This is a genomic window from Pantoea sp. ANP04, from assembly GCF_041982285.1.
GTDB lineage: Bacteria > Pseudomonadota > Gammaproteobacteria > Enterobacterales > Enterobacteriaceae > Pantoea > Pantoea eucalypti.
In genome coordinates, this window is sequence record NZ_JAUTYS010000001.1 from 196707 (window position 1) to 220660 (window position 23954).

Consider the following 23954-nt stretch of genomic DNA (forward strand, 5'->3'; position numbering starts at 1 on the left):
CCAGAGTGGAAGCGGGTTCGCATGGGAGCTCAGTCGCATTAGCGCTCAGCTATAGGCCCTTACGCTTTCGGGTGTTCGCCCACGCCCATCGCTTTGATCTTTTTAGACAGCTCGCGACGCTCTTTCGACAGGTCGGCGTTTTTGATGATGTACTCATCGACGCGATCTTCATAATCCACACGCATGCTGGCGATGATTTCCTGAATAGCCTCAACGCTCATGCCCGGTTTGATATATTCGCTCAGGTTGTCGAGCAGCAGAACGCGCTTCTGGTTGTCGCGAATTTTCTTCTCGTTGTCGACGATTTCACGCTGCAGTTTGTTTTTGCGGCGGAACATACGCACGAACTCCAGTACGTCCTGAAATGACTGCTTGGCATTTTCCATGATGGCACCTTTCTTTGAGCCTGCTGACGCAGGGAGAGAGTCAAAACGATCAGCTTAGCGGCTAGCCCGCCAGGTAAGCAATTTTCACAGCTAAATTCAGACTGGCTCTTATCTTAGCGCAAAGAAACCCGGTTTCACATTAAGTCATTGTCTGAGGTGATTATTTGCGCAGCGCCATTCGCATCAGATCGGTCATCCGCTCCAGCTGTTTCGCCAGTTCCAGCGTCAGCCAGACGTAGCCGTAGATGGGCGTCTCTTCCAGACCATCGCTGCCCGCGTCGGCGATCAGCCGTCGCAGTTCGCCGCTGATTTCAGTCAGCTCATGGCTGTTGGCAATCACCTCTTCCGTTTCCCCCTCAATCGCCATCACCGACAGCGCCCGCAGCGTGTTCTCGGTCATCTGCTGGGTGCGGCGAAGTGCGGGTGCGTTAAGCATAATCAGATGGCTTTCACGCGATGCCCACCAGGCATTAATCTGCATCTCAATGGTGTTAACCATATTACGGTTAATGGTCTGAATGGCTTCAAGCACCGACTTCGGGATGCGCGTCTCTTTGCTCGACGGCTCCAGCAGCGCTCGCATCTTAATGACGCTGCTCAGCAATTTGCTCAGCGGCTTGTTGAGACGCGGCTTTTCAACCAGGTTGGGCGAAAAACCGGCGTGATAGATCTTCGCCATTTCCGCCAGCGCGTCAGAGAGCTGAATACGCCAGTGGATGTAGGCCCGCTGCGCCCAGATCGCGGTAAACAGCAGCGCCATCAGCGATCCCAGAATCACATCACCGCCCCGCCACAATGCCATGGTGAAATCGCCGGTTGGCGCACCCACCACCACACTCAGCGTAATTCCGATCAACAGCGCCATGTAGGGATGTTTGCCCAGCGTCAGATAGCCGCTGATCACCATGATGACACCGCACCAGGCCAGCATCACCGGCATCGAGATCAGTTCCAGCTTCAGAGCAATCAGACCGGAGATGGAGCCCGCCACCGTGCCGCTGATACGCTGCAGCGCGCGCGGAAAGACATTTCCCCAGGTGGAGATCGGCCCCATCACCACCACCAGCGTAATCAGCGGCCAGGTGCCTTCAGGAATCCCGGTAGCCCGGACAAAGATGAAGCAGAGCAAAAAGGCGATGGCAATGCGCACGCCGTGAACGGAGCGGTAATGGCGATAAAACCAGAACTCCAGTTTTGATATGGGCTTATCAGGACGCAAGGTGGCTTTCCGGTTGCGGGAACATAATGTGGCTATCTTAACTCTGAACGCGGCTCAGACTTAGCGCAGGCGGGATATTTCAAACAGTTTTGACGTTCGCTTACAATTATCAACATCCGTCTCACATACCTGCCCGGAAGTTAAAAACAACTGGCTACGGCTCTGTAACTTTTATCGATACGCAGTCACAGAGCATCAATGTGAAAACGGGCAGCCCGCAGGCTACCCGTTTTAGTGCTGACAATCGGCTAATCAGAACTTCTGCTTCAGATAATCCGTCACGCGGGTAATGACACCGGCCGGTTCAACCGCACTGAGCGCCACCAGCGGATAGTGAGCAATCTGCTGATCTTTATCGATCACCTGAATTTCACCCACCACTTCATTGGCTTTCAGCGGGGCTTCCAGATCTTTGCGATTAATGACGTACTTCGCCTTCACGTTCTGCACTTCACTGCGCGGCAGCGACAGATACACATCATCTGCGGTTCCGACATCGACCTGATGAGGATTACCGTACCAGACATTTTCAGTGCCAATCTTCTTACCGGCGTGGAACAGCTGAACAGTATCAAAGGTGTTCTGGCCCCAGACCAGCAATTTACGCGCCTGCTCTTCACGGCCTTTTGAACTTTTACCCCCCATCACAACGGCGATGAGGCGATGCTTGCCCACCACATTCGAGGCAATAATGTTAAAGCCTGCCGTCTCAGTGTGACCGGTTTTCAGTCCATCAACGTGAAGATTATTGTCCCACAGCAGGCCATTACGGTTGTTCTGAGTGATGCCGTTCCAGGTCAGGGTTTTCTCACTGTACATGGCATAAAAGTCCGGCTCACCATCAATAATAGCGCGTGACAGTTTTGCCATATCAAGCGCACTGGAGAACTGACCGGGTGCATCCAGTCCATGCACTGTTTCAAAATGGGTATTCTGCAGACCCAGTTTTTCGACATAGTGGTTCATCATGCCGACAAAGTTTGCTTCGCTGCCCGCCACGTAATCCGCCAGCGCAACGCAGGCGTCGTTACCGGAATCGATGATGACGCCACGGCTTAAGTCCCGGACGCTCAGTTTATCGCCTGGCTTCAGGAACATCAGCGATGAGCCTTTAAACACCGGATTACCCGCTCCCCAGGCATCTTTACCCACCGTGACCATATCGTCGCGGCTGATTTTTTTCTGGTCGATGGCGCGATCCACCACGTAACCGGTCATCAGCTTGGTCAGGCTGGCGGGATTGCGGCGTTCATCGGGATTACCCGCCGTCAGGAGCTGCCCGGTGGTGGCATCCATCAGCACCCAGGAAGCGGCATCAATTGCCGGAGGCGTCACAGGAAAGGGGATCGCATCAGCCTGTGCCAGCGAGGCCCAAAATAGAGTAGCGGTAACGGTGAACAGCAGACGCCTTTTCAACACTTCATCCTTAATTACACGGGAGAGAAAATTTCTAAAACGAAACGGAAACAGCCGCACGTTTTACGTTAAAAGCGTTGTGAAGGTTTGAATAAATTGAAAAAAAGTATGAACTGATGACGGGGTTTGACCTGCCAGGTGCCGGATTACCGCCAGTGATCCGCGTCATCCCACAGGTAAAGAGCAGATTTCATAGGGCGACCTGCACCGCGAGCGCCGGGCATGACGCAGTAAGAACAGGCGAAACAGCGTCCGGTCTGGGAGCGTGACCAACGACACCAACAGGGTCTTATTCGTCTGACGCTGCGGTTCTTGCTGCGGTGCAGCTAAAAATCAATGTGAAGCGGGTTAAACCCTTAACTTCTGGCGTGCCGGATTATGGTTTACCATACAGGTAAAGCCCCATCGGCTGTATTGGCCCACTATAATGGCACGACACGGCTGGACCACAATCAGCGCACATCAGACACAACGAACATCATTCAGCCTGCTGTGCGCAGACAAATTCAGAGCGAACAGAGAGCCGTTTTCTCGCTTTCTGTTTATAAAGTCAGTGAACGCAATGAACGGATATGAAATTTGAATAACGACCGCGTACAGCCTACTTTCCTCTTCCACGATTATGAAACCTTTGGCACCAGCCCCTCTCGCGACCGGCCCGCCCAGTTTGCCGGCCTGCGCACCGACAGCGAGTTTAATCCGGTTGGTGAGCCCGACGTGTTCTACTGCCGTCCGCCTGATGATTACCTGCCACAGCCCGAAGCCGTGATGATTACCGGCATTACCCCACAGATTGCGATGAGTCGCGGCGTGATCGAAGCAGAGTTTGCCGAACGCATTCATACGCTGTTCACTACCGAACAAACCTGTGTGGTGGGCTACAACAACGTGCGTTTCGATGATGAAGTGACACGCAATATCTTCTATCGCAACTTCTATGACCCTTATGGCTGGGCCTGGCAAAATGGCAACTCACGCTGGGACCTCCTGGACGTGATGCGTGCCTGTTACGCATTGCGCCCTGACGGGATCATCTGGCCGGAGAATGAAGAAGGCTTCCCCAGCTTCCGGCTGGAGCATCTGACCAAAGCCAATGGCGTAGCCCATGAAAATGCCCATGATGCGATGTCTGATGTGTACGCCACGCTGGCGATGGCGAAGCTGGTAAAAGAGAAGCAGCCAAAACTGTTTGAGTTTTTGTTTACTCATCGAAACAAAAACAAGCTGATGAACCTGATCGACATCCCGCAGATGAAGCCGCTGGTCCATGTCTCCGGCATGTTTGGCGCCGCGCGCGGTAACACCAGCTGGATCGTGCCGCTGGCCTGGCATCCCGATAACCGCAATGCACTGATCGTCGTGGATCTGGCGGGTGACATGTCGCCACTGTTGCAGCTGGATGCCGACACACTTCGTGAGCGTCTTTTTACGCCGAAAAACGACCTTGGCGATCTGCCACCGGTGCCGGTAAAACTGGTGCACATTAACAAGTGTCCGGTGCTGGCCCCTGCCAGTACGCTGCGCCCGGAAGATGCGGCCCGTCTGGGCATTGACCGTCAGCACTGTCTGGCGAATCTGGCGCTGCTGCGTCAGCAGCCTGACGTGCGGGAAAAACTGGTCACGCTGTTTGCGGAAGCGGAGCCGTTTACGCCGTCAGACGATGTAGACACGCAACTTTATGATGGCTTCTTCAGTGATGCCGACCGCGCCGGGATGAATATCATTCGTCAGACCGCGCCCGCGAATCTGCCCGCGCTCGATCTGAGCTTTGAAAGTGCACGGGTGGCAAAACTGCTGTTCCGCTACCGGGCGCGTAACTTCCCCGGCACGCTGGATGATGCCGAGCAGCAACGCTGGTTGCAGCATCGCCGTGAAGTGCTGAATGCTGAGCGCGTGTCGGCCTTTATGCAGGAGCTGGAGGGACTGGCCAATCTGCATGAAGCGGATGCAGAAAAGGTTGGGCAGCTGAAAGCGCTCTATCTCTATGCGCAGGAGCTGGTTTCCTGACGTACTGAGACACTCAGACCCGGCATCACCTGCCGGGTCTGAGTGTCTGATATTGCTGAATCAGAGTACGGTCCACGCCAGCCAGGTCAGTGCAAAACCGCTTAATCCCATTATTGTCGTCAGCACGGTCCAGGTGCGTAAACCATCGGCGACGGATAATCCAAGATAACGTGTCACCACCCAGAATCCCGCATCGTTGACATGCGACAGTCCCAGGCCGCCAAAACAGGCTGCGAGGGTGACCAGTACCCGCTGCATATCCGTCACACCAGTTACCGCCTGCGTCAGCAAACCGCTGGTGGTCAGGATGGCCACCGTGGCTGAACCCTGTGATGCACGCAGTGCCAGCGACAGGATAAACGCAGCCGGGACCAGCGGCAGATGCAGCGTTTCAAGCGTGACCGCCAGCGCTTTACCCACGCCCGACTCCACCAGCACTTTACCGAATGCCCCACCCGCACCGGCCACCAGAATCACGCTGGCTGAGGTAGGAATGGCGCGACCGGTCAGATCTTCCAGCTTGTCTTTGCTCCAGCCCCGTCGCACGCCCAGCAGCCACGCCGCCAGACCTAAAGCAATCAGCAGGGCAATCGGCGGCGTGCCAATCACGGTCATCACATTTCGCAGCAGGCTCCCTTCTGTCAGGAGTGTGTGGGACAGCGTTCCCAGCACAATTAACACAATCGGAACCACAATCAGACCGCTGATGGTCAGCGCGCCGGGTGGAGCTGGCTCATTTTTCTTTTCCTGTCCCTCCGGCTTCGCCATCTGCAACTGTTCCAGCACCTCCACCGACAGATGGTAATGGCGACGGTTCATGACCTTCGCCACGTAGTAGCCGATGATGCCGACCGGCACTGAAATCGCAATACCCAGCATCATCAGCCAACCCATATCGGTGTGCAGGATGCCCGCCGCAGCGGCTGCTCCCGGATGGGTCGGCAGCGCCACGTGCACTGTCAGCATCACACCCGCCATCGGCAGACCAAATTTCAAAGGTGAGACGCGTGCCACCTTAGTGAAGCCATAAATCAGCGGGATGACGATAATAAAGCCCACTTCGAAAAACACCGGAATGCCCAGGATAAAGGCCGCCATGGTCAGGGCCGCGACGGTTCGCTTTAGCCCCAGCGTTTTACTGAAGCGTTGCGCCAGCGATTCAGCACCGCCCGAGGCTTCAATAATCGCCCCAAGCATGGCACCCAAAACGATAATGATGGTGATATGACCGAGCAGTCCACCCATCCCGGTGATAATCGTCTCCATGATTTTTTCAGCCGGAATGCCGGTCGCGATAGCCACCAGCAGACTGACAATTAACAGGGCGACAAACGGATGAACTTTGGCTTTGATGACCAGCAGCAGCAGGATCACGATGCTGGCGGTCGCTATGGCTAACAGCAGTGCGGTGGACATAGTAAACCTCAGAAATTGTTATATTTTTTGGGTTATCGGCGTACAGAAATAGCAGGTACAGGGCCAGAAAAAAGGCAAGCCTCTCCCTACCGGTGCCGAAACACCGGTTTTAAAGCACGTTAAATCAGGTTCTTATCTTCCAGGTTTTAAACCAGCCAAGCCCCTCGGTCGTTTTTCCGCGCGGGATATACTCGCAGCCGATCCAGCCGGTATAGCCAACCTCATCCAGCAGCGCGAAGAGGTACGGATAATTAATTTCACCCTCATCCGGCTCATGGCGATCCGGTGCCGACGCAATCTGTACGTGACGATAGCGTCCGGCATAGTGGCGAATCAGATGGCTGAGGTTGCCGTCAACGCGCTGCGCATGGAACAGGTCAAGCTGAGTAAACACATTAGGCCGGTCGATCTGTTCAGCCATCTCCAGCGTCTGATACTGGCTGGCGTAGAGATAGTTGGGTTTGGTTGTCGGGTTAAGTGCTTCTATCAGCAGGGTGATGCCGTGCGGCGCAAAGCACTCAGCCGCATAACGCATGTTGCTGATAAAGGTCTCGACGTAGCGCTGGCGGTCGGCACCAGGCGGCACCGTCGCGGCCATGATATGAACCTGCGGGCAGTTCAGCGCAATCGCATAACTCAGGGCGCGATCGATATCCGCCTTAGCTTCCGCTTCCCGTCCGGGAATGGCAGAGACGCCCCACTCACCCGCCGCAATGTTGCCGGGAGCCGTGTTGAACAGCACCAGCTCCAGATGATTATCATCAAGCCACTGTTTTATCTGCGCGGCGGGATAGTCATAAGGAAACAGAAATTCCACCGCAGTAAAACCGGCTTCAGCTGCTGCCGCGAAGCGTTCAGCAAAGGGGTATTCTGTAAACTGCGTCGAGAGGTTAGCAGCAAACTTCGGCATTATCGTCTCCTTAATTCCGCCACTTCGCCATCATTGAGATAACGAATCGGGCGGTCGCCCAGGGTAAAGATCAGCCGGGCAGTCTCTTCCAGCTCTTCGGTGTTATCTGCCGCTTCCTGTAATGATTTACCTACCACCACCGGACCGTGATTCGCCAGCAGAAAGGCACGGTAGCGCGGTGCCAGCGTTGCCAGATCCTCGGCCAGTCGTTCATCGCCCGGCTTGTAGTAAGGCACGACCGGCACATCACCTACGCGCATCACGACATAAGGCGTAAACGGGCGAATGCAGTTTTTCTTGTCCAGACCCTGTAAACACGACAGCGCTGTGAGGTAGTGGCTATGCAGATGCACCACTGCCCTGCAGTCGGGATTATTCAGGTAGAGCGCGCGATGAAACGCGATTTCCTTGGAGGGTTTATCACCGGAGAGCCATTCCCCCTCAGGCGTGACTTTTGACAGCCGATCGCCCTGTAATTCCCCGAGGCAGGAACCGGTGGGTGTCGCCAGCAGATTGCCATCGGTCAGCAACATGGAGAGGTTACCCGCCGAGCCGGTGGCATAGCCACGCTGAAAGAACGACGCGCCAAGACGCACCATTTCGTCACGCGCCTGCTGCTCCGCGAAAGAGAAAGATTCAGACATAAGTAAACTCCGTTTGCGCGCGGCGGAAAAAGTCTTCATCGCCAAAATTGCCTGATTTCAGGGCCAGTGAGAGCGGCTGATGGATATCGCGAACCCAGGGTACGCCAGGTGAAATGGTCGGGCCGATGTGAAAGGCCGTTACGCCCAGGCTCTGCGCAACCACACCAGAGGTTTCACCGCCCGCCACGATAAAGCGCTGCCAGCCGCGCTGTTTCAGCTCACGGGTGACGGCGGTGAACAGCTGCTCAACGGCTTCACTGCTGCGCTGCGCACCATAGCGCTGCTGAATGACCTGCAACTGTTGCGCGTCCGCAGTGGCAAACAGCAGCGGTGCCAGCGCCTGATGGCGATGTGCTTCTACCCAGTCGCACAGCTGTCGGGCATACCCTTCGGCATCTTCCAGGCAGTGTTCAATCTCAACTTCGCAGGCCGGTGCCAGCTGGCGATACGCGGCAACCTGCCGGTTGGTCATCTGCGAGCAGGAGCCGGAAAGCACCACGGCGCGATCGCCCTGCGGACGACCTGCCTGCTCCGCCTCAGCGTCGGTCTCAGCCGTCGCCCACTGCCGTGCCAGACCGATAGCCAGCCCCGAACCGCCGGTGACCAGCCGCATATCGCTTAGCGCTGCGCCCAGCGTCACCAGATGATCCTGATGCAGAGCATCGGTCACGACGTAGTTGATCCCCTGTGCCGCCAGCTGGCCCAGCGCCTGACGCACTGACTCTGCGCCCTGCCCGACCTGCGCCGCTGCGATCAGCCCGGCTTTTCCCGACGCCTGCGATGTCATCAGACGCAGCAGGTTGCTGTCGTGCATCGGTGTGACCGGATGATGACGCATCCCGGAATCTGACAGCAGCTGATCACCGACAAACAGATAGCCCTGATAGACGGTACGGCCATTGACAGGCAGCGCCGGACAGATGACCGTCTGCGTTTCACCCAGTGCGTTCAGCAGCGCATCGGTCACCGGACCGATATTGCCCTGCGCTGTGCTGTCGAAAGTAGAGCAATATTTGAAGTAGAAGCGCTCGCAGCCCTGTTGCTGCAGCCAGGCCAGCGCCGCCAGCGACTGGGCAACCGCCTGCTCTGCCGGACAAGAGCGGCTTTTCAGGCTGACCACTATCGCCTGCGCCCCGGTGATTTCTTCGCTGGCGGGAATGCCGTTGAACTGAATAGTGCTCAGGCCGTTCTGCACCAGAAAACTGGCGATGTCCGTTGCACCGGTGAAATCGTCCGCTATGACCCCAAGACGCATCAGTTTTTCTCCCCGGCCTGTGGCAGCGTGATGCCGCTGAAGATTTTAATTACCGCGCTGTCATCTTCGCGGCCATATCCCGCGTTGCTGGCTTCGGTGAACATGTTGAGGGCGGTTGAGGCCAGCGGCAGCGGGAAGTGCAGCGATTTGGCAGTATCGGCGACCAGGTTAAGATCTTTCACAAAGATATCGACGGCTGATTTCGGGCTGTAATCCCCGTCTACTACATGCTTCATACGGTTCTCGAACATCCACGAATTGCCCGCCGCATTGGTGACGACTTCATACATGGTGTCCAGCGGGATACCGGCCCGCGCCGCCAGCGCCATCGCTTCTGCACCCACTGCGATATGAACACCCGCCAGCAGCTGATGGATAATTTTGACGGTAGACCCAAGGCCGATTTCACTGCCCACGCGGTACACTTTGGCCGCGACCGCATCCAGCACCGGCTGCAGGTACGCAAAGGCTGCGTCGCTGCCGGAGGCCATTACAGTCATTTCACCGCTGGCCGCTTTGGCGGCACCGCCGGAAACCGGGGCATCCAGCATCAGCAACTGGTGTTCGGCCAGCCGCTGTTCAATCTGCTGCGCATCGTGCGCGGAAAGCGTGGATGAAACCATGACTGCGGTGCCGGGACGCAGTTTTGCAGCCAGGCCCGCTTCACCGAACAGAATGGCGTTTACCTGCTGCGCGTTCACCACCAGCAGCAATACGGCATCAAGTTGGTCTGCAAAGGCAGAGGCGGATGGCTGCGCATCACGTGCGCCGGCCTGACGTAAGCTCTCCAGCGCAGCGGGGTTTAAATCGACACCCCAGGTGTTTAAACCGGCACGCAGACAGGATTTCGCGGCACCCATGCCCATAGAACCTAACCCGATAACACAGATATTTTCAGCTGGCACGTTACGCCTCCACTGTTAAATTAAGTGATTATTTGTTTGTTACTGTTAATCCTGCCAGCTTACTCCCGGTAAAAATGTGTCGCCCCTCACAAAAAAACATCACACTTGTGAACAGGAACAATTTTTAACATGGCATACTTGTCCGCAATCAGGCCATTAAACGGCGTTTAAGCACGGTATCATGGGGTGCATGCTGTTATTTTTTGTTCTGGATAAGCGGCAGATACTTTATAGTGTGAAAAAATGATAATTATCAGGGAGCAGATATGATTCCGGTTGAACGTCATCAACAGATTCTGGCGCTGGTCGCCGATCGTGGCGTGGTCAGTATTGCAGAACTCACTGAGCGGCTGGGTGTGTCACACATGACCATACGTCGTGATGTGCAGAAACTGGAGGAACAAGGTGCGGTGCTGTCCGTTTCTGGCGGCGTGCGATCGGCCGATCGGCTGGCGGCTGAACCCTCACATCTGACGAAAAGCGCCCTCTACAACGATGAAAAGTGCGCTATCGGCCGCACCGCGGCCCGGCACATTCCGCGTAACAGCTGCATCTATCTGGATGCCGGCACCACGACACTAGCGCTGGCTCGAGAGCTGGTGGATCGGGATGATGTGCTGGTGGTGACCAATGATTTTATGGTGGCGAATCTGCTGATGGAAGCGAGTCAGTGCCGGGTTATTCATACCGGCGGCACCGTATGCCGGGAGAACCGCTCCTGTGTCGGCGAGTCGGCGGCACGAAGCCTGCGTCATCTGGCTATCGATATTGCCTTTATTTCCGCCTCCTGCTGGGGGCCGCGCGGCTTGTTTACGCCGGATGAAGATAAAGTGATGGTGAAACAGGCGGTGAGTGAGGTGAGCAGTAAGCGGGTGCTGCTGAGTGACAGTTCAAAGTACAACAGGATTGCGACGTTTCTGGCGTTACCGCTGGAGAGGTTTGATGTGGTTATAACCGATAAAAAACTGAGTGATGCAGGGCGGGAGTTGTTAAGTACGGGTAACTGGGAGCTGGTGCTGGCCAGTTAAACCGTTGCCGCCTTCCCACAAGATCGGAAAGGCGGCAACGTTAGCGCGATTAGACTTCTTCGCTGAACTGCGGCACCGGATTACGGAAGCTGCGGGTCACAAAGGCCAGGTAGATAATCCCGATGGCGGCCCAGATCAGGCCCAGCTCCATAGAACTCTCTTCCAGGTTTACCCACAGCGCACCCACCGTCAGTGCACCCAGCAGCGGCAGCAGCAGATACTGAACGTGATCTTTCAGCGTGCGGTTACGCTTCTCACGGACCCAGAACTGCGCGATCACCGACAGGTTAACGAAGGTAAACGCCACCAGCGCACCAAAGTTAATCAGCGCGGTAGCCGTAACCAGATCAAAGTTAATCGCCATCAGCGCAATCGCACCGACCAGCAGCACGTTGAGCGATGGGGTACGCCATTTTGGATGGATGTAACCGAAGAAACGCTCCGGGAACACGCCATCGCGGCCCATCACATACATCAGACGCGATACGCCAGCGTGCGCTGCCATACCGGATGCCAGCACCGTGACCACCGAGAAGATCAGGATGCCAACCTGCAACGCTTTACCGGCGACAAACAGCATGATTTCAGGCTGTGAGGAGTCCGGGTGCTGGAAGCGGGTGATGTCCGGGAAGTAAAGCTGCAGGAAGTAAGACGCAGCGATAAAGATCACACCACCAATCAGCGCAGTCAGGAAAATAGCGCGAGGAATCGTGCGTTCTGCATCTTTGGTCTCTTCCGACAGCGAACTGATGCCATCAAAGCCGAGGAACGAGAAGCAGAGTATGGTCGCACCGGTAATCATCGGCACCACATGGGCATTCTCAGACCAAAACGGACGGCTGCTTACCAGCGTACCGGAACCGACGCCGCTGGCCACACCGTAGATCACCATCGCAGTGATCCCGACCATGACAACCACCTGCAGCACCACAATCACACTGTTGAAGTTCGCAACAGTTTTGATGCCCTTGAGGTTAGAGAGCGTCATAAACCCAACCAGCAGCACAACAAAAATCCACGACGGAATGCCCGGCACCAGCGATTCGAAATAGTTTTTAGCCAGCAGGATGTTGATCATCGGCATGAACAGGTAGTCCAGCAGAGATGACCAGCCGACCATAAAGCCGACGTGCGGACTGATTGCCTTCTGAGCATAGGTATAAGCGGAGCCCGCAGAGGGGAAGCGGCGTACCAGCTTACCGTAACTCACAGCAGTAAACAGAATCGCAACCAGCGCGAAAGCATAAGCGGTGGCGACGTGACCGTCGGTCAGCCCGGAAACGATGCCAAAGGTATCGAACAGGGTCATAGGCTGCATGTAGGCTAAGCCCATCATGACGACCGGAAGTAACGTGAGTGTTTTTTTGAGTTGCGCACGCTGCGGTGCGGCGGAGGTATTAAGCGACATGCTTCAGTCCCCCATGTGCAACAACCTGGCTGGGCTGGGTCACAGGGCAACTGCGCATTAAGCGACAGGGAGAAAGGTTAGCGGTTGACGCGGCGCCGTAGTCATCACGAAAACGCGTACCAGCGTTAGCTGGCAGAGTGTAAAACATCCCCATCTTTGTAATCCTCAATCTCACGCTTACGCGTGTTTTCAGTGTTTATCTATCCGGGTGCGTGCCCGGCCTCGGTTAAGTCAGCAAAAACGCTCTATTAAAACCTGATGCAAAAAAAATAACCGGCGCGTTAAGCGTCGGTTATCATCTGATTTTGCAGGCCGCGTATTCTGCCCCAACCCGTGGCAGAAATACAAGCCATCGGGGCATCATATGCGAAAATAACGCACGGAATTGCTGGTAAACCGGCGTTTCAGGCGTTTTTCAGCATCCAGTCAATTTCCGTAGAGGTAATCAGCCGTTCAAACTGCATCAGTTCATAATTTTTGCAGCTGTGCCAGACACTGGCAAAACGTTCGCCCAGTAACTTCTGCAACGGATAACTGTTGTCAAATTCATACAGCGCATCGCTCTGACGAATCGGCAGTGCCAGCCCCTCGGCATGATGACCGTTGCCAGTGACCGGATGCGGCAACGGCAACTGAGTATCGAGTCCATGGAGCATCCCGGCCAGGATAGCCGACACCACCAGATAAGGGTTAGCATCGGCACCGGCCACGCGATACTCGATACGATGGTTATCAATATCGCCACAGGGAACGCGCAGCGCAACCGTCCGGTTGTTATGGCCCCATGAGGCCTGTAACGGCACATAGGCATCCGGAACAAAGCGGCGATAGGCATTCACGTTAGGTGCCAGCAGCGCCATTGACGCGGGCATCAGGTCGATCATGCCGGCCAGCGCGCGTTTCATCAGTGGCGAATCACTGCCGTCATCGCAGGCGAAGGCGTTGTGATCGGCCGCATCCAGCATGCTGATATGCACATGCATGCCGCTGCCCGCATATTCCTCATACGGCTTGGCCATAAATGTTGCGGTCATACCGTGATTTTCCGCCACCTGACGAATCAGACGCTTGAGCTGCACCGCATGGTCGCAGGCGCGCAGCACGTCGCGCGTGTGGTGAAGGTTAATTTCAAACTGTCCGGGCGAGGCCTCCGCCAGTGCGCCGTCGGCCGGTATACCCTGCTGACGCGCCAGATCGTCAATGTCTCGAAGCACATCGGCGAAGTGATCGAGGTTATCTACCGAGTAGACCTGGCTCTGCATATTGCGTTCATCACTACCAGGCGAACACGGCGGCTGGATAAAGCCTTCTGCATCACGCTTTTTGTCCACCAGATAGAACTCCAGCTCTACCGCTACCACCGGAAACAGCCCTCGGTTACGCAGCTGTTGCCACAGCCGGTTAAGGACATTTCGGGGTTCAACGTCAAAGGGAGTGCCATCTTGGTTGCACATGGTTAACAACAGCTGCGCAATGTGTTGAGGGTCAGACGCGGAGGGAACTAACGTACCGGTGACGGGCAGACAGAGGTTATCAGGTTCGCCCAGTGACTGGCCGAGTCCCGCTTCTTCCACCGTGTTGCCGAGGATATCCATGGCAAACACCGAGGCGGGGAAATAACACCCTTTTTCCAGTTTAGACAGCGCAGAGACCGGAATGCGCTTGCCGCGGAACACACCATTTAGATCATTTAACAGGATGTCGACATACTGCGTTTCAGGATGGCGCTCCAGCCAGGTTTTCACCTCAAGCTGGAACGCGCTGGTTCGTTTCTCTTCACTGTGAAGCATGAAGTCTTCCACTTCTACCAGGTTAGTCATGATCTCACCCGCCCCTATTAGGTTTGCGTAATGCTCAAAATAACAGCCACACCACTAACATAGCGCCAACATAAAAAGTGTGCAAATGTAACAATTCTGTTTGAAGAACAAACAGCAGGTTGTTAGATTGAAAAAATATTGCACACTTAGTCACCAGACGTGCCTTTTCGGTAGATATTTCGAACAGCGATGCGAGGACGGGAGATGGGCATTATTTTTGACAAGCCGTTGATTGGCGTAGTGATGTGTCAGAAAGATTTGGGCGGCCATCTGACCCAGACGGTTCACAACAAATATATCGACGCGATTGTTCTTGCGGGCGGTGTGCCGCTGGCACTTCCCCACAGTCTGATGAATGCCCCTCATCTATTAGAAAACGCTATGGCTGTTCTGGATGGCCTGCTGCTAACCGGCAGCCCAAGTAATATCGAACCCTGGCATTATGGCGAGCCGGGCGAAGAGCCCCATGCCGATCCGGGGCGGGACCATCTTGCCTTTCAGCTGATCACCTGGGCCACCAGCCATAAAATGCCGATATTCGGCATCTGCCGTGGCATGCAGGAGCTGGTGGTGGCGAATGGCGGCGCGCTGTGGAGAGAAGTCAGCGGGCAGCCGCCGTTTCAGCGTCATCATGAAGATGAGACGCTGCCACTGGATCAACAGTATGCACCGGCGCATCAGGTCACTATCGAACCGGATGGCGTGCTGGCAACATTACTCGACAGTGATAGCCCACTGAGGGTCAATTCACTGCATCATCAGGGCGTACGCGAACCGGGCCCGCAACTGCGCGTTGAAGCGCGCGCGCCGGATGGCCTGATTGAGGCCGTCAGTCTGCGTCATCATCCCTTCGCCCTGGCGGTACAGTGGCATCCCGAGTGGCAGCCAGAAAGCACGGCGGGATCACAGGCGCTGTTCAGCGGCTTTATTCAGGCCGCCATTCGCTATCACAGGGGAAAAGCAGATGAGTGATGCCACGCTGGCACCAGGACGACGGCTGGCGCAGATTCGCCAGACGCTGGGGCTGTCGCAACGCCGGGTTGCCGAACAGGCCGGGCTGACTCACAGCGCCATCAGTACCATTGAGCAGGATAAAGTCAGCCCGGCAGTCAGCACGCTGCAGAAGCTGCTGAAGGTTTATGGGCTATCGCTGTCAGAATTCTTTTCGGAACCCAAACCGGACGCAGAACCCAAAGTGATTGTCCGTCCCGGCGACCTGGTGGAGATTGGCAGCCAGGGTGTTTCGCTGAAGCTCATCGACAACGGTGGTGCGCAGCGCTCGCTGGGCATGCTGCTGGAAACGTATCAACCCGGCGCCAGTACCGGCGAGAAGCTGCGTCATCCGGGCGAGGAAACCGGCACGCTGCTGGAAGGCGAAATTACGCTGGTGATTAACGGACAAGCGTTTCATCTCTCCGCCGGAGAGAGCTACGTGATTGATACCGGCTTACCGCACAGCTTTACCAACAGTGCAGACTTCCCGTGCCGCATTGTCAGTGCCCACACGCCAGCAAATTTCTAGGCGCATTCCGGAGGTTGTTATGAATTATGTGGAGAGTTATTACGCTGCGACCGCCAATACGCATGCGCCCTGGCCGACGCTGCAGGAGAGCATTCAGTGTGACGTCTGCATTATTGGCGGTGGTTTCACCGGTCTTTCGGCGGCACTGCATCTGACCGAGGTGGGTTACGACGTGGTCGTGCTGGAAGCAGCACGCGTCGGCTTTGGTGCCAGCGGTCGTAATGGCGGTCAGGTGGTGAACTCCTACAGCCGCGACGTGGATGTGATTGAACAGCGCTACGGCAAAGAGAGCGCCCGCATGCTGGGCGGCATGATGTTTGAAGGCGCTGAGATTATCCGCGACCGCATTAAGCGGTATGCAATTGAGTGCGACTACCGTCCTGGCGGCATCTTTGCGGCCCTGAATGCGCGCCAGATGGCGCATCTGCAGAAACAGAAAGCGTTATGGCAGCAGTATGGCAATTACGATCTGGAGCTGCTGGACGAACGCGCCATTCGCCGCGAAGTCGCCACCGAACGCTACGTCGGTGGACTGCTGGATCGGCGTGGCGGTCATCTGCATCCGCTGAACCTGGCACTGGGTGAAGCAGAAGCCATCCGGCGACATGGCGGGCGCATCTATGAACAGTCCGCGGCAACCAATGTGGTTTATGGCACACCTAATCGGGTGAAAACGGCTCAGGGCGAGGTGAGCGCAACGTTTGTGATCTTCGCCGGTAACGCCTATCTGTCACCGCAACTGGAGCCGCGCCTGAGCAGGAAAAGCATGCCGTGTGGATCGCAGATTGTCGCGACCGAGCCGCTGACACCCGACCAGGCGTTATCGCTGATGCCGAACAACTACTGTGTGGAAGATTGTAACTATCTGCTGGATTACTTCCGACTGACCGCAGATAACCGGCTACTTTATGGCGGCGGTGTGGTCTATGGCGCACGTGAACCGGCGGATATCGAAGCGTTAATACGACCCAAACTGGCGCGCACGTTCACGCAGTTGCAGAATGTGAAGCTGGACTTCAGCTGGAGCGGCAATTTCCTGCTGACGCTGTCGCGCATGCCGCAGTTTGGCCGGCTGGAGAACAATGTCTATTTCATGCAGGGCGACAGCGGCCATGGTGTGACCAGCACGCATCTCTCCGGCAAGCTAATCAGCGAAGTGTTACGCGGCGACGCCGAACGGTTCGATGCTTTTGCGCGTCTGCCTCACCTGCCCTTTCCCGGCGGACGGCGGTTTAAAGTGCCGCTGACGGCGATGGGCGCGGTGTGGTACGCGCTGAGGGACCGATTGGGGGTGTAGTCGATTATTTTATTGTGCAGCCCGGCCAGAGGCTCTTTCCGTCAGAAGTTTGGACTTTATCGATTTCTGGCGATCGCCAGGTTGATGAGTTTTAAGGGGTACACTCATCAACCTCTACTGCAACATTCCGATGCTGCTGATGCCCGACTCATGGCTTTCCATCTATTTTAGAGCACCAATGCCACGGGATTTTCATAAGAACAGACAGGGTCACTAATTTTTTTGCTGAGTGCGGACTGATCTTGCACTTCCTGATTCACATCATTAGAAATCGCTGGCCTCTGTATAGGCCTTTTTCATTCAATAGACCACCTTAACGGATTTCCCCGAGTAACTCACTTAACCCCCTTTAACAATTTCTTGATCCTGACGCTGGCAAGTGTCAGGATTTGCCCCTCACTTTTTACAGAATTTTGCCATGCTGAAACTTTTTGCAAGATACATGTCAGTTGGTGTCATTAACACGCTAATTCATTGGACCACCTTCGCTATCTGTGTCACGAGTGGGCTACAGCAATCACTCTCCAACTTTATTGCGTTCTGTGTTGCCGTCACCTTCTCTTTCTTTGCTAACGCAAAATGGACGTTTGGTTCTGAAGCCACTACTACGCGATACATCATGTATGTGGTTTTCATGGGGATGGTGGCCGTCATGATTGGTGCATACGCCGATCGCATGAAGGTGAATCCGATCATCACCCTCGTCGTCTTCTCAGCAATAAGTCTGGTGTGTGGTTTTATCTATTCAAAATATATTATTTTCAGAGATAAGAAATGAAGATATCGCTTGTTGTTCCCGTTTTAAACGAACAGGAAGCACTTCCTGTTTTCTATCAGACCGTAAGAAATTACATGCCGCTTGCAGATGATGAGATTGAGATTGTTTTCGTCAACGATGGTAGCACTGACAACACAGAATCTCTGATTCAGGCGATCATGAAAAATGACGTCTTGGTAAAATATGTCAGCTTTACACGAAATTTTGGTAAAGAACCTGCTCTTTTTGCAGGTCTTGAAGCATCAACTGGAGATGTTGTTATTCCTATAGATGTTGACCTGCAGGACCCAATCGATGTTATTCCTCTTCTGCTTTCGAAATGGAAAGAAGGTGCAGAAGTTGTACTTGCGAAGCGTGTGGACCGTTCATCAGATAGCCGTCTTAAGCGTAAAAGCGCTGAATGGTTCTATAAGTTGCACAACATGATTAGCAAACCGCAGATTGAAGAAAATGTGGGCGATTTCAGGCTAATGTCCCGCCATGTTGTCGATAACATTAAGCTTTTGCCTGAGCGAAATCTGTTCATGAAAGGCATTCTTTCATGGGTGGGTGGTAGAACAGAGGTGGTTGAATACACTCGAGCTGAACGCGTTGCTGGTTCGACAAAATTTAATGGATGGAAACTCTGGAACCTGGCACTAGAGGGTATAACGTCATTCTCTACGTTTCCTTTGCGCATGTGGACTTATATCGGTTTTTTTGTAGCCGGTCTCTCTTTCTTATACGGCGTATGGATGATTGCCGACAAACTAATCTGGGGAAACCCAGTGGCTGGTTATCCGTCAATCCTGGTTTCGATTTTATTCCTTGGAGGCATTCAGCTAATAGGGATAGGCGTGCTGGGTGAGTATATAGGTAGAATTTATATTGAGACCAAACAACGTCCTAAATATATAATCAAAAAAGAGCATCGCTGCATTAGGCAATTAAATGAAGATTAGGATAGATTAGTGCTATGCCCCCCTGAATTTTACCTAACTTGATAAGATTGGTATCAATTCTTTCCAGACCTCAGGGGGAATAATTAATGAGCATCAAAAAGAAAGGGAGATAATAAAAGTCTCGCATTTATTCCAATCTGTAAATTCAAGGTAATATTATATGAACGAAACTTGCACCTTTACTCTAATTTTAGGATTGAGTGACTTTCTCTCAGTTGATTGGTACCGCCTATTTCAATAATGTCTTCATAAGCCACATGAGGCCCCTCAAGAAGAAGCTTTTTTTACAACAAACAGATCAACAGTATTCTCCACGAGGCCTAAGCCGGAGTTTCCGCCAATAAGTCCTACCGTAAGCACGCCATTTTCAACGCCACGTTTTACACCCTACGTAAGAAGGATAGCGGTATAGAGGCATTTCAGGTGGTTCTGGGCCGAAAGTTCTGACGACAGATCAGAAGCGGGAAGCCGTGGAGGTCATGTGTGATGCAATTTTTTTTTCGCAACGCCGTGTCTGCAGTCTGACAGGTCTGCCACTTTCAACCTGCCGTTATTCGACTCAGCTTCCGGCTGCTGACGCGTAGCTGCATTTACCTGGCACTTGAACGCCGCCGCTTTGATTACCGGCGCACCTGGCAATTATTGCACCGGGGAGGCCTTTACATCAACCACAAGCGGGTATACCGACATCTATCAGTTCAACGGCTTGGGAGTAAAGCGCAAGCGGCGCCATAAGAGTCTGGCGACTGAGCGGCTTCCGCTTTTTCGCCCGGATGCGCCGAACCTGACATGGTCGATGGATCTTGTCATGAATGCACTTGCCAGCGGCCGCGGATTAGGTGCCTGACATGTGTGGACGACTTAACGAAGGAGTGTCCAACGTTTACCACTGCATTCGAAATTTCAGATGTTCAGGTCATGCGCATTTTGGAAAGTATTGCACTTTTTTGGGGCTATCCAGCGACGATGAAAACTGACAAGAGGCCGGGATTCGCATGCCGCGCACTGGTTCAATGGTCCTTTGAGCATGGCGTTGAGTTGCGACTTATCCAGCCAGGCAAGCTAACATAGAACGGATTGATTGAGAGTTTTAACGGACGAATTTAGCGATGAATGTCTGAATGAGCACTGGTTCACCGATATCGTTTACAACAGGAGAATTATTAATGACTGGCGGCAGAATTATGACGAGTGTCGTTTACATTTAACACTTAATTATCAGACACAATCAGCGTTTGCAGCACGGTGGCGAAATGGAAAATGTGAAGTTAAACAAACCGACATTGCTAACTGACGGTTGTATCTGATACTGGGACAATTTAGGAATAAAGACTAAATCGCGATTTCTGCAAAATCTTAGTTAAAAAGCAGAAGTAAGTTATGATTTAATTAAAATTAACTGAGTAGGATTTATAAATAATTACATTGAGCCTAAGTCCGATGACATACCGCCTGGTTGTTTATCGATTGAAAATCTGGACATACATGTTACACCCTAAAAAAGTGGAATTAGACTTCAAATTATTAGGCTACAAAAAATAATGCAGCCCAATCTGTTGATATATAAAAATACTATACTAATAATAAATTAAACATATAGTGCCTCGTAAATTTATTAATACTAACCTTTCAAAATGCAACTATAAAAATAATTTGGCTTGTTAGTCATATTAAACATAAACCAATCATCTCTATTGTTTATATACCTGTATCCCGCATCTGTATTCAGGTGTGACACCTTCACTCCAGTTTCACACTCCTTTGTTCCATATGCAGAAAGAATTTTAGCTTCACGCTCATTCGATTTAAAGCTAACTTCAGAATATATATTAAAAGTATACAAACCAAAGAAAAGAGACAAAATAAAGGGTGCTACTAAAATATTTTTTGTCTTAACGGGTTGGATTAATTCACTTATCGCGTAAGCCACAAAAGAAAACATAACACACCACGCGAACAGGAAACCTCTTGGCTCTGTATAAGGTGATGCCATCATAGATCCGACGACCAAAATGGAGGCCGCAATCATTGAGTAATGGTAAGCAGTAAGTTTTCCTTTTTTCTGAAGGTAACAACAGGCGGCAATAGCGATGACCAGCATAACAGACGTTGTTTCAAAAAATTTGGCACACACATCTACAAACCTGGATATGTAATAGGCTGCGAAGTCAGATCCCTTGTTTATCGTTGAGTCATAATATGCCTTCCTAATCTTTGTCGAGGGAGCGAGCATCAATATAGTCCAGCCTGTCATAATGGATATGATCGGAAGGTAGTTGGAGATGCCTTTCCGATTTTCAACCACACAAAGCAGAAGGAGCGCAACGGACAGAGCAAGTGGGACGTTTTCGAAACTTAAACCAGAAAGTAGACAAACAACAAGATATGTGCCGAACGTTAACTTTCTTGATTTCAATCGTTCGAGTCTTTCCTTTTTGGAATATGCAAAAGCAGTAGCCATAACAAGTATCATGGGCTGCAAATACTCTGAATTCGCTGTTTTCCAGAAAAAAACTTCCATACCTGGCCAAAGAACAAAAAGCATTACCATGCAGATAAGTGCTACTAGAATTCGCTGTCCTTTTTCTTGGGCTCCTGATAATAGTGACAAACAATACATAAATGGTATCACTGATAGGGAGTAAAACATCACTGACATCCAGTGCGGGAGACTTAGCTCGAATATAGCTATTTGCTCTCCCAATCTGGCATTCCATCCTGATATCTGCATACTAGATTTCGCAGCGGCAAAACTGAGCCTTTGAATAAGCCCCCCATCTATGAAGTGCTTGGTCAAGCCATAATCTTCGCCCATTCTTGGCGCTATGAAAACAATCGACAAATAGATTGAATATATAACAAGAGAAAATATAGCCATATCTCTTTTCAAGTATGAGCTACATTCAAAATTCTTATCCATACTATACTAACTCTCTCTTTATAATGAATAACAAATTGATGACAAAAAAATCCACACAAATAAACTATTGCTGTAAATACAAAAGCTTCGATGGCATGACTTTTATTGTGCCTGCGGCATTGGGGTCAGTGTCGGACGCCATTCCACCCCTGGAAGAAATGCAGAAAATCGCTAATAATACTGGTTTACGAATTAAGTATCTATATGACATTAGTAAAAAAAGAAAACATCTCGGACAGAAAAAATGCTTCGAAGTAAACGAAAGCTTTCCATTGCTCTTCAACAAGAAAACAGCTAAAACCAGCAACTGAATAACCGTATATATCACGTTAAAAAATATGTAACGTGCTAAGATAAGGAGCATTAAAATTTCCTCATTAACAATGATGGCACGGATCTTGTCATTAGAACACGAACAACGCAAGAATTGTTAAGCATTATTGAGCGTTCAAAAGCCAAGTCATCGGATAATGACTCAAGATCTGCTGTCTGGACAGGCTGCGCAGTGTATAATTTTAGCTTAGTTACTTGCCATATCAAGCATCAATCAAATCCCCCTTCCCGTTGAAGAGCTGAATCGTCACGCATAATCTAAATAGCTGCGTGGAATAGTAGTTCACTTAACGGGAACTTATCCCGGATGGCGCGATCTTATCATTCGCCAACCATCAAAAAAACCAACAATCGTACTGAACGATGCCGATCATAGTATCCATTTCCCGCGGCGAACGACGCGTGTTGCAGAAAGTAGCCCATAAAACGCGTTAAAAAAATCATGCCTGCAGACTAACTAATATGCTCATGCTGTATCGGGACGATCGCGTCAGCGACGTTGGTCGAACGCTCTGCTGCCCCCGTTCATCTTAGGGTAGCTGGATTAACTGTTTTACTTTATCGGGTGTTGAAGGCCTGAAATCCTTACACGCAGGACGCTCCCGATACTAGCCCTTTGAACTTGTCTGCACATTGTTACGTGAGCCGATAAAACTCTCTCCCGGCGTTTTTGGTTTTCAACACTTCTGTTGGATCGCGGAATTAATGTTGAAATGATTAGTAATATAATCGAATTTCAGTTGCATTCGGAACGATACGTTGCTGGTTGCCATCTGCTGAGATTGGTCTGGCTCAGGGCTGCACATTCGTTGTATATCCGCGCCCCGTATAAAGAAGAAAAACTGGCTGCTATCCATAATGCACTAAAAAATGTAGCGCAGCCCATCTGGTCTTTTATGAAGATGAGGTGGGCATTTACCCATTTACCCATTTACCCATTTACCCATTTACCTCAATCCTAAAATCGGTGCAGCTTTGCAGGCAACAAAATTGCGAAGTCACACTGGAACAAAAGGAAAATACTATCTGGCCAGGGCGTTACATTGTGGCAATTGAAAATTCAGCTACATTGATGGCAACAGTAAAAGATTAGTACTGTTTATTAGCCTGCTCAAACTCTTTAAGGCCGCATATTGACGGAAAAAAACCATAATCTTTATGTGTAGATAACTAAATTATCAACAAGCCATTAAACAAAGCGCTAGCTGAAAGCGACCCCAAAACTCAGCGTTATTTCCAACCGATTCAGTCGACCTGATTGAATGACGTTGAGCTGTTATGACAGGCACGTCATGACACGACAACTCGCCACTATTAATACCGTTCAATGCGGCAACTGCTGAAAAAGGTAAGCCACTTTATGAAAAAATCAGGCCATTTCCCGAGGAAAAATATAGTCTGACAAAACCGAAGCGGTATTAGGCGCAGATGTTTAACAATGTAACTATATTTGAAGCCAAACTTGGTCAATAATCAGAAATTTGTATTAATGGCGTGCCTTCAAGAAGAGATCCTATCAGATGCCCGTAAAGCATAAAGCCCTTTAGAGCTCGTGACTCAGAACTTAAACTATCTTACTCAATACAATAATTAACTAAACGAAGCACACGTAATTGTGAGCGGGGTAATAAAATCTATTACCCACTTAAAATATGAATATGTCTTATAATAATTTGCAGACACGCCTTTCCTTGTAAGATATCTATAGGAAAACGATCAAGTGTAGAGGCTGAATTTTTTCATCCCCGA

At 51.9% G+C, this 23954-nt stretch carries 18 protein-coding genes and 2 pseudogenes; 9 read left to right on the plus strand and 11 right to left on the minus strand.

Going from position 1 to position 23954, the window contains the following annotated elements; all coding sequences use genetic code 11:
* Positions 1–59 precede the first annotated feature (59 nt).
* From tmaR to dacD, 3 genes are all read right to left on the minus strand, one after another.
* Entirely contained in the window at positions 60–386 is a 327-nt protein-coding gene (gene tmaR / locus Q7C21_RS00915) for a PTS system regulator TmaR (RefSeq protein ID WP_004571340.1), read from the minus strand.
* 160 nt (positions 387–546) lie between these two features.
* Positions 547–1605, minus strand: coding sequence for an FUSC family protein (locus Q7C21_RS00920; RefSeq protein ID WP_004571339.1), 1059 nt, complete (start codon positions 1603–1605; stop codon positions 547–549).
* Between the two features lie 252 nt (positions 1606–1857).
* Positions 1858–3021: a serine-type D-Ala-D-Ala carboxypeptidase DacD gene (dacD, locus tag Q7C21_RS00925; RefSeq protein ID WP_375150269.1), complete on the minus strand. Its 1164-nt coding sequence runs from the start codon at positions 3019–3021 to the stop codon at positions 1858–1860.
* A gap of 579 nt (positions 3022–3600) precedes the next feature.
* Between dacD and sbcB the strand changes: the two genes are divergently transcribed.
* Positions 3601–5028, plus strand: a complete 1428-nt coding sequence (gene sbcB / locus Q7C21_RS00930) for an exodeoxyribonuclease I (protein WP_312546420.1) — start codon at positions 3601–3603, stop codon at positions 5026–5028.
* Positions 5029–5088: 60 nt separating this feature from the next.
* Here sbcB and Q7C21_RS00935 read toward each other — a convergent pair whose 3' ends face one another.
* The 5 genes from Q7C21_RS00935 to ltnD all read right to left on the minus strand — a co-directional run bounded on the left by Q7C21_RS00935 (position 5089) and on the right by ltnD (position 10158).
* Positions 5089–6444, minus strand: coding sequence for a GntP family transporter (locus Q7C21_RS00935; RefSeq protein WP_004571336.1), 1356 nt, complete (start codon positions 6442–6444; stop codon positions 5089–5091).
* Between the two features lie 124 nt (positions 6445–6568).
* Entirely contained in the window at positions 6569–7354 is a 786-nt protein-coding gene (locus Q7C21_RS00940) for an HPr family phosphocarrier protein (RefSeq protein WP_004571335.1), read from the minus strand.
* A complete protein-coding gene (locus tag Q7C21_RS00945; protein ID WP_375150270.1) occupies positions 7354–7998 on the minus strand; it encodes an aldolase in 645 nt (214 codons plus the stop codon). The genes Q7C21_RS00940 and Q7C21_RS00945 overlap by 1 nt, the downstream gene beginning before the upstream one ends.
* Positions 7991–9253 carry a 3-oxo-tetronate kinase gene (gene otnK / locus Q7C21_RS00950; RefSeq protein WP_375150271.1) on the minus strand — a complete coding sequence of 421 codons (1263 nt, stop codon included), beginning with the start codon at positions 9251–9253 and terminating at the stop codon, positions 7991–7993. Before otnK ends, Q7C21_RS00945 begins: the two co-directional genes overlap by 8 nt.
* Positions 9253–10158, minus strand: coding sequence for an L-threonate dehydrogenase (ltnD, locus tag Q7C21_RS00955; protein ID WP_039659849.1), 906 nt, complete (start codon positions 10156–10158; stop codon positions 9253–9255). The genes otnK and ltnD overlap by 1 nt, the downstream gene beginning before the upstream one ends.
* A 266-nt stretch (positions 10159–10424) precedes the next feature.
* Here ltnD and ygbI point away from each other — a divergent pair, with 266 nt between their 5' ends.
* Entirely contained in the window at positions 10425–11186 is a 762-nt protein-coding gene (ygbI, locus tag Q7C21_RS00960; RefSeq protein ID WP_078804552.1) for a DNA-binding transcriptional repressor YgbI, read from the plus strand.
* Between the two features lie 49 nt (positions 11187–11235).
* Here the strand turns inward: ygbI and Q7C21_RS00965 are convergent, their stop codons facing one another.
* Together Q7C21_RS00965 and Q7C21_RS00970 are read right to left on the minus strand one after the other, a co-directional pair.
* A complete protein-coding gene (locus tag Q7C21_RS00965; RefSeq protein ID WP_008926051.1) occupies positions 11236–12594 on the minus strand; it encodes an APC family permease in 1359 nt (452 codons plus the stop codon).
* Positions 12595–12998: 404 nt separating this feature from the next.
* A complete protein-coding gene (locus tag Q7C21_RS00970) occupies positions 12999–14414 on the minus strand; it encodes a glutamine synthetase family protein (RefSeq protein ID WP_004571329.1) in 1416 nt (471 codons plus the stop codon).
* A gap of 204 nt (positions 14415–14618) precedes the next feature.
* Between Q7C21_RS00970 and puuD the strand changes: the two genes are divergently transcribed.
* The 6 genes and pseudogenes from puuD to Q7C21_RS01000 form a co-directional block, all read left to right on the plus strand.
* Positions 14619–15386, plus strand: coding sequence for a gamma-glutamyl-gamma-aminobutyrate hydrolase (gene puuD, locus Q7C21_RS00975; protein WP_004571328.1), 768 nt, complete (start codon positions 14619–14621; stop codon positions 15384–15386).
* On the plus strand, positions 15379–15936 hold the full coding sequence (gene puuR, locus Q7C21_RS00980; protein WP_008926054.1) for an HTH-type transcriptional regulator PuuR: 558 nt from the start codon (positions 15379–15381) through the stop codon (positions 15934–15936). Before puuD ends, puuR begins: the two co-directional genes overlap by 8 nt.
* Positions 15937–15955: 19 nt before the next feature.
* Complete coding sequence (locus tag Q7C21_RS00985; protein WP_375150272.1) at positions 15956–17233, plus strand: NAD(P)/FAD-dependent oxidoreductase; 1278 nt, start codon at positions 15956–15958, stop codon at positions 17231–17233.
* Between the two features lie 418 nt (positions 17234–17651).
* Positions 17652–18011: a GtrA family protein gene (locus tag Q7C21_RS00990; protein ID WP_110411272.1), complete on the plus strand. Its 360-nt coding sequence runs from the start codon at positions 17652–17654 to the stop codon at positions 18009–18011.
* Entirely contained in the window at positions 18008–18952 is a 945-nt protein-coding gene (locus Q7C21_RS00995; RefSeq protein WP_375150273.1) for a glycosyltransferase family 2 protein, read from the plus strand. The genes Q7C21_RS00990 and Q7C21_RS00995 overlap by 4 nt, the downstream gene beginning before the upstream one ends.
* A gap of 411 nt (positions 18953–19363) precedes the next feature.
* Positions 19364–20246: pseudogene (locus tag Q7C21_RS01000) on the plus strand (integrase core domain-containing protein); the annotation flags it as partial.
* A gap of 327 nt (positions 20247–20573) precedes the next feature.
* Here the strand turns inward: Q7C21_RS01000 and Q7C21_RS01005 are convergent.
* On the minus strand, positions 20574–21872 hold the full coding sequence (locus Q7C21_RS01005; RefSeq protein WP_375150274.1) for a DUF6056 family protein: 1299 nt from the start codon (positions 21870–21872) through the stop codon (positions 20574–20576).
* Between the two features lie 696 nt (positions 21873–22568).
* Here Q7C21_RS01005 and Q7C21_RS01010 point away from each other — a divergent pair.
* Positions 22569–23607 (plus strand): annotated as a pseudogene (locus Q7C21_RS01010) (IS630 family transposase).
* The last annotated feature ends 347 nt before the right edge of the window (positions 23608–23954 follow it).

What these genes read in the sequence shown, in the direction of transcription:
- tmaR (WP_004571340.1), bottom strand. Translation starts at nt 386, where the DNA reads ATGGAAAATGCCAAGCAGTCATTTCAGGACGTACTGGAGTTCGTGCGT.
- Q7C21_RS00935 (WP_004571336.1), bottom strand. Translation starts at nt 6,444, where the DNA reads ATGTCCACCGCACTGCTGTTAGCCATAGCGACCGCCAGCATCGTGATC.
- Q7C21_RS00940 (WP_004571335.1), bottom strand. Translation starts at nt 7,354, where the DNA reads ATGCCGAAGTTTGCTGCTAACCTCTCGACGCAGTTTACAGAATACCCC.
- Q7C21_RS00945 (WP_375150270.1), bottom strand. Translation starts at nt 7,998, where the DNA reads ATGTCTGAATCTTTCTCTTTCGCGGAGCAGCAGGCGCGTGACGAAATG.
- otnK (WP_375150271.1), bottom strand. Translation starts at nt 9,253, where the DNA reads ATGCGTCTTGGGGTCATAGCGGACGATTTCACCGGTGCAACGGACATC.
- ygbI (WP_078804552.1), top strand. Translation starts at nt 10,425, where the DNA reads ATGATTCCGGTTGAACGTCATCAACAGATTCTGGCGCTGGTCGCCGAT.
- Q7C21_RS00965 (WP_008926051.1), bottom strand. Translation starts at nt 12,594, where the DNA reads ATGTCGCTTAATACCTCCGCCGCACCGCAGCGTGCGCAACTCAAAAAA.
- Q7C21_RS00970 (WP_004571329.1), bottom strand. Translation starts at nt 14,414, where the DNA reads ATGACTAACCTGGTAGAAGTGGAAGACTTCATGCTTCACAGTGAAGAG.
- puuD (WP_004571328.1), top strand. Translation starts at nt 14,619, where the DNA reads ATGGGCATTATTTTTGACAAGCCGTTGATTGGCGTAGTGATGTGTCAG.
- puuR (WP_008926054.1), top strand. Translation starts at nt 15,379, where the DNA reads ATGAGTGATGCCACGCTGGCACCAGGACGACGGCTGGCGCAGATTCGC.
- Q7C21_RS00985 (WP_375150272.1), top strand. Translation starts at nt 15,956, where the DNA reads ATGAATTATGTGGAGAGTTATTACGCTGCGACCGCCAATACGCATGCG.
- Q7C21_RS00990 (WP_110411272.1), top strand. Translation starts at nt 17,652, where the DNA reads ATGCTGAAACTTTTTGCAAGATACATGTCAGTTGGTGTCATTAACACG.
- Q7C21_RS00995 (WP_375150273.1), top strand. Translation starts at nt 18,008, where the DNA reads ATGAAGATATCGCTTGTTGTTCCCGTTTTAAACGAACAGGAAGCACTT.
- Q7C21_RS01005 (WP_375150274.1), bottom strand. Translation starts at nt 21,872, where the DNA reads ATGGATAAGAATTTTGAATGTAGCTCATACTTGAAAAGAGATATGGCT.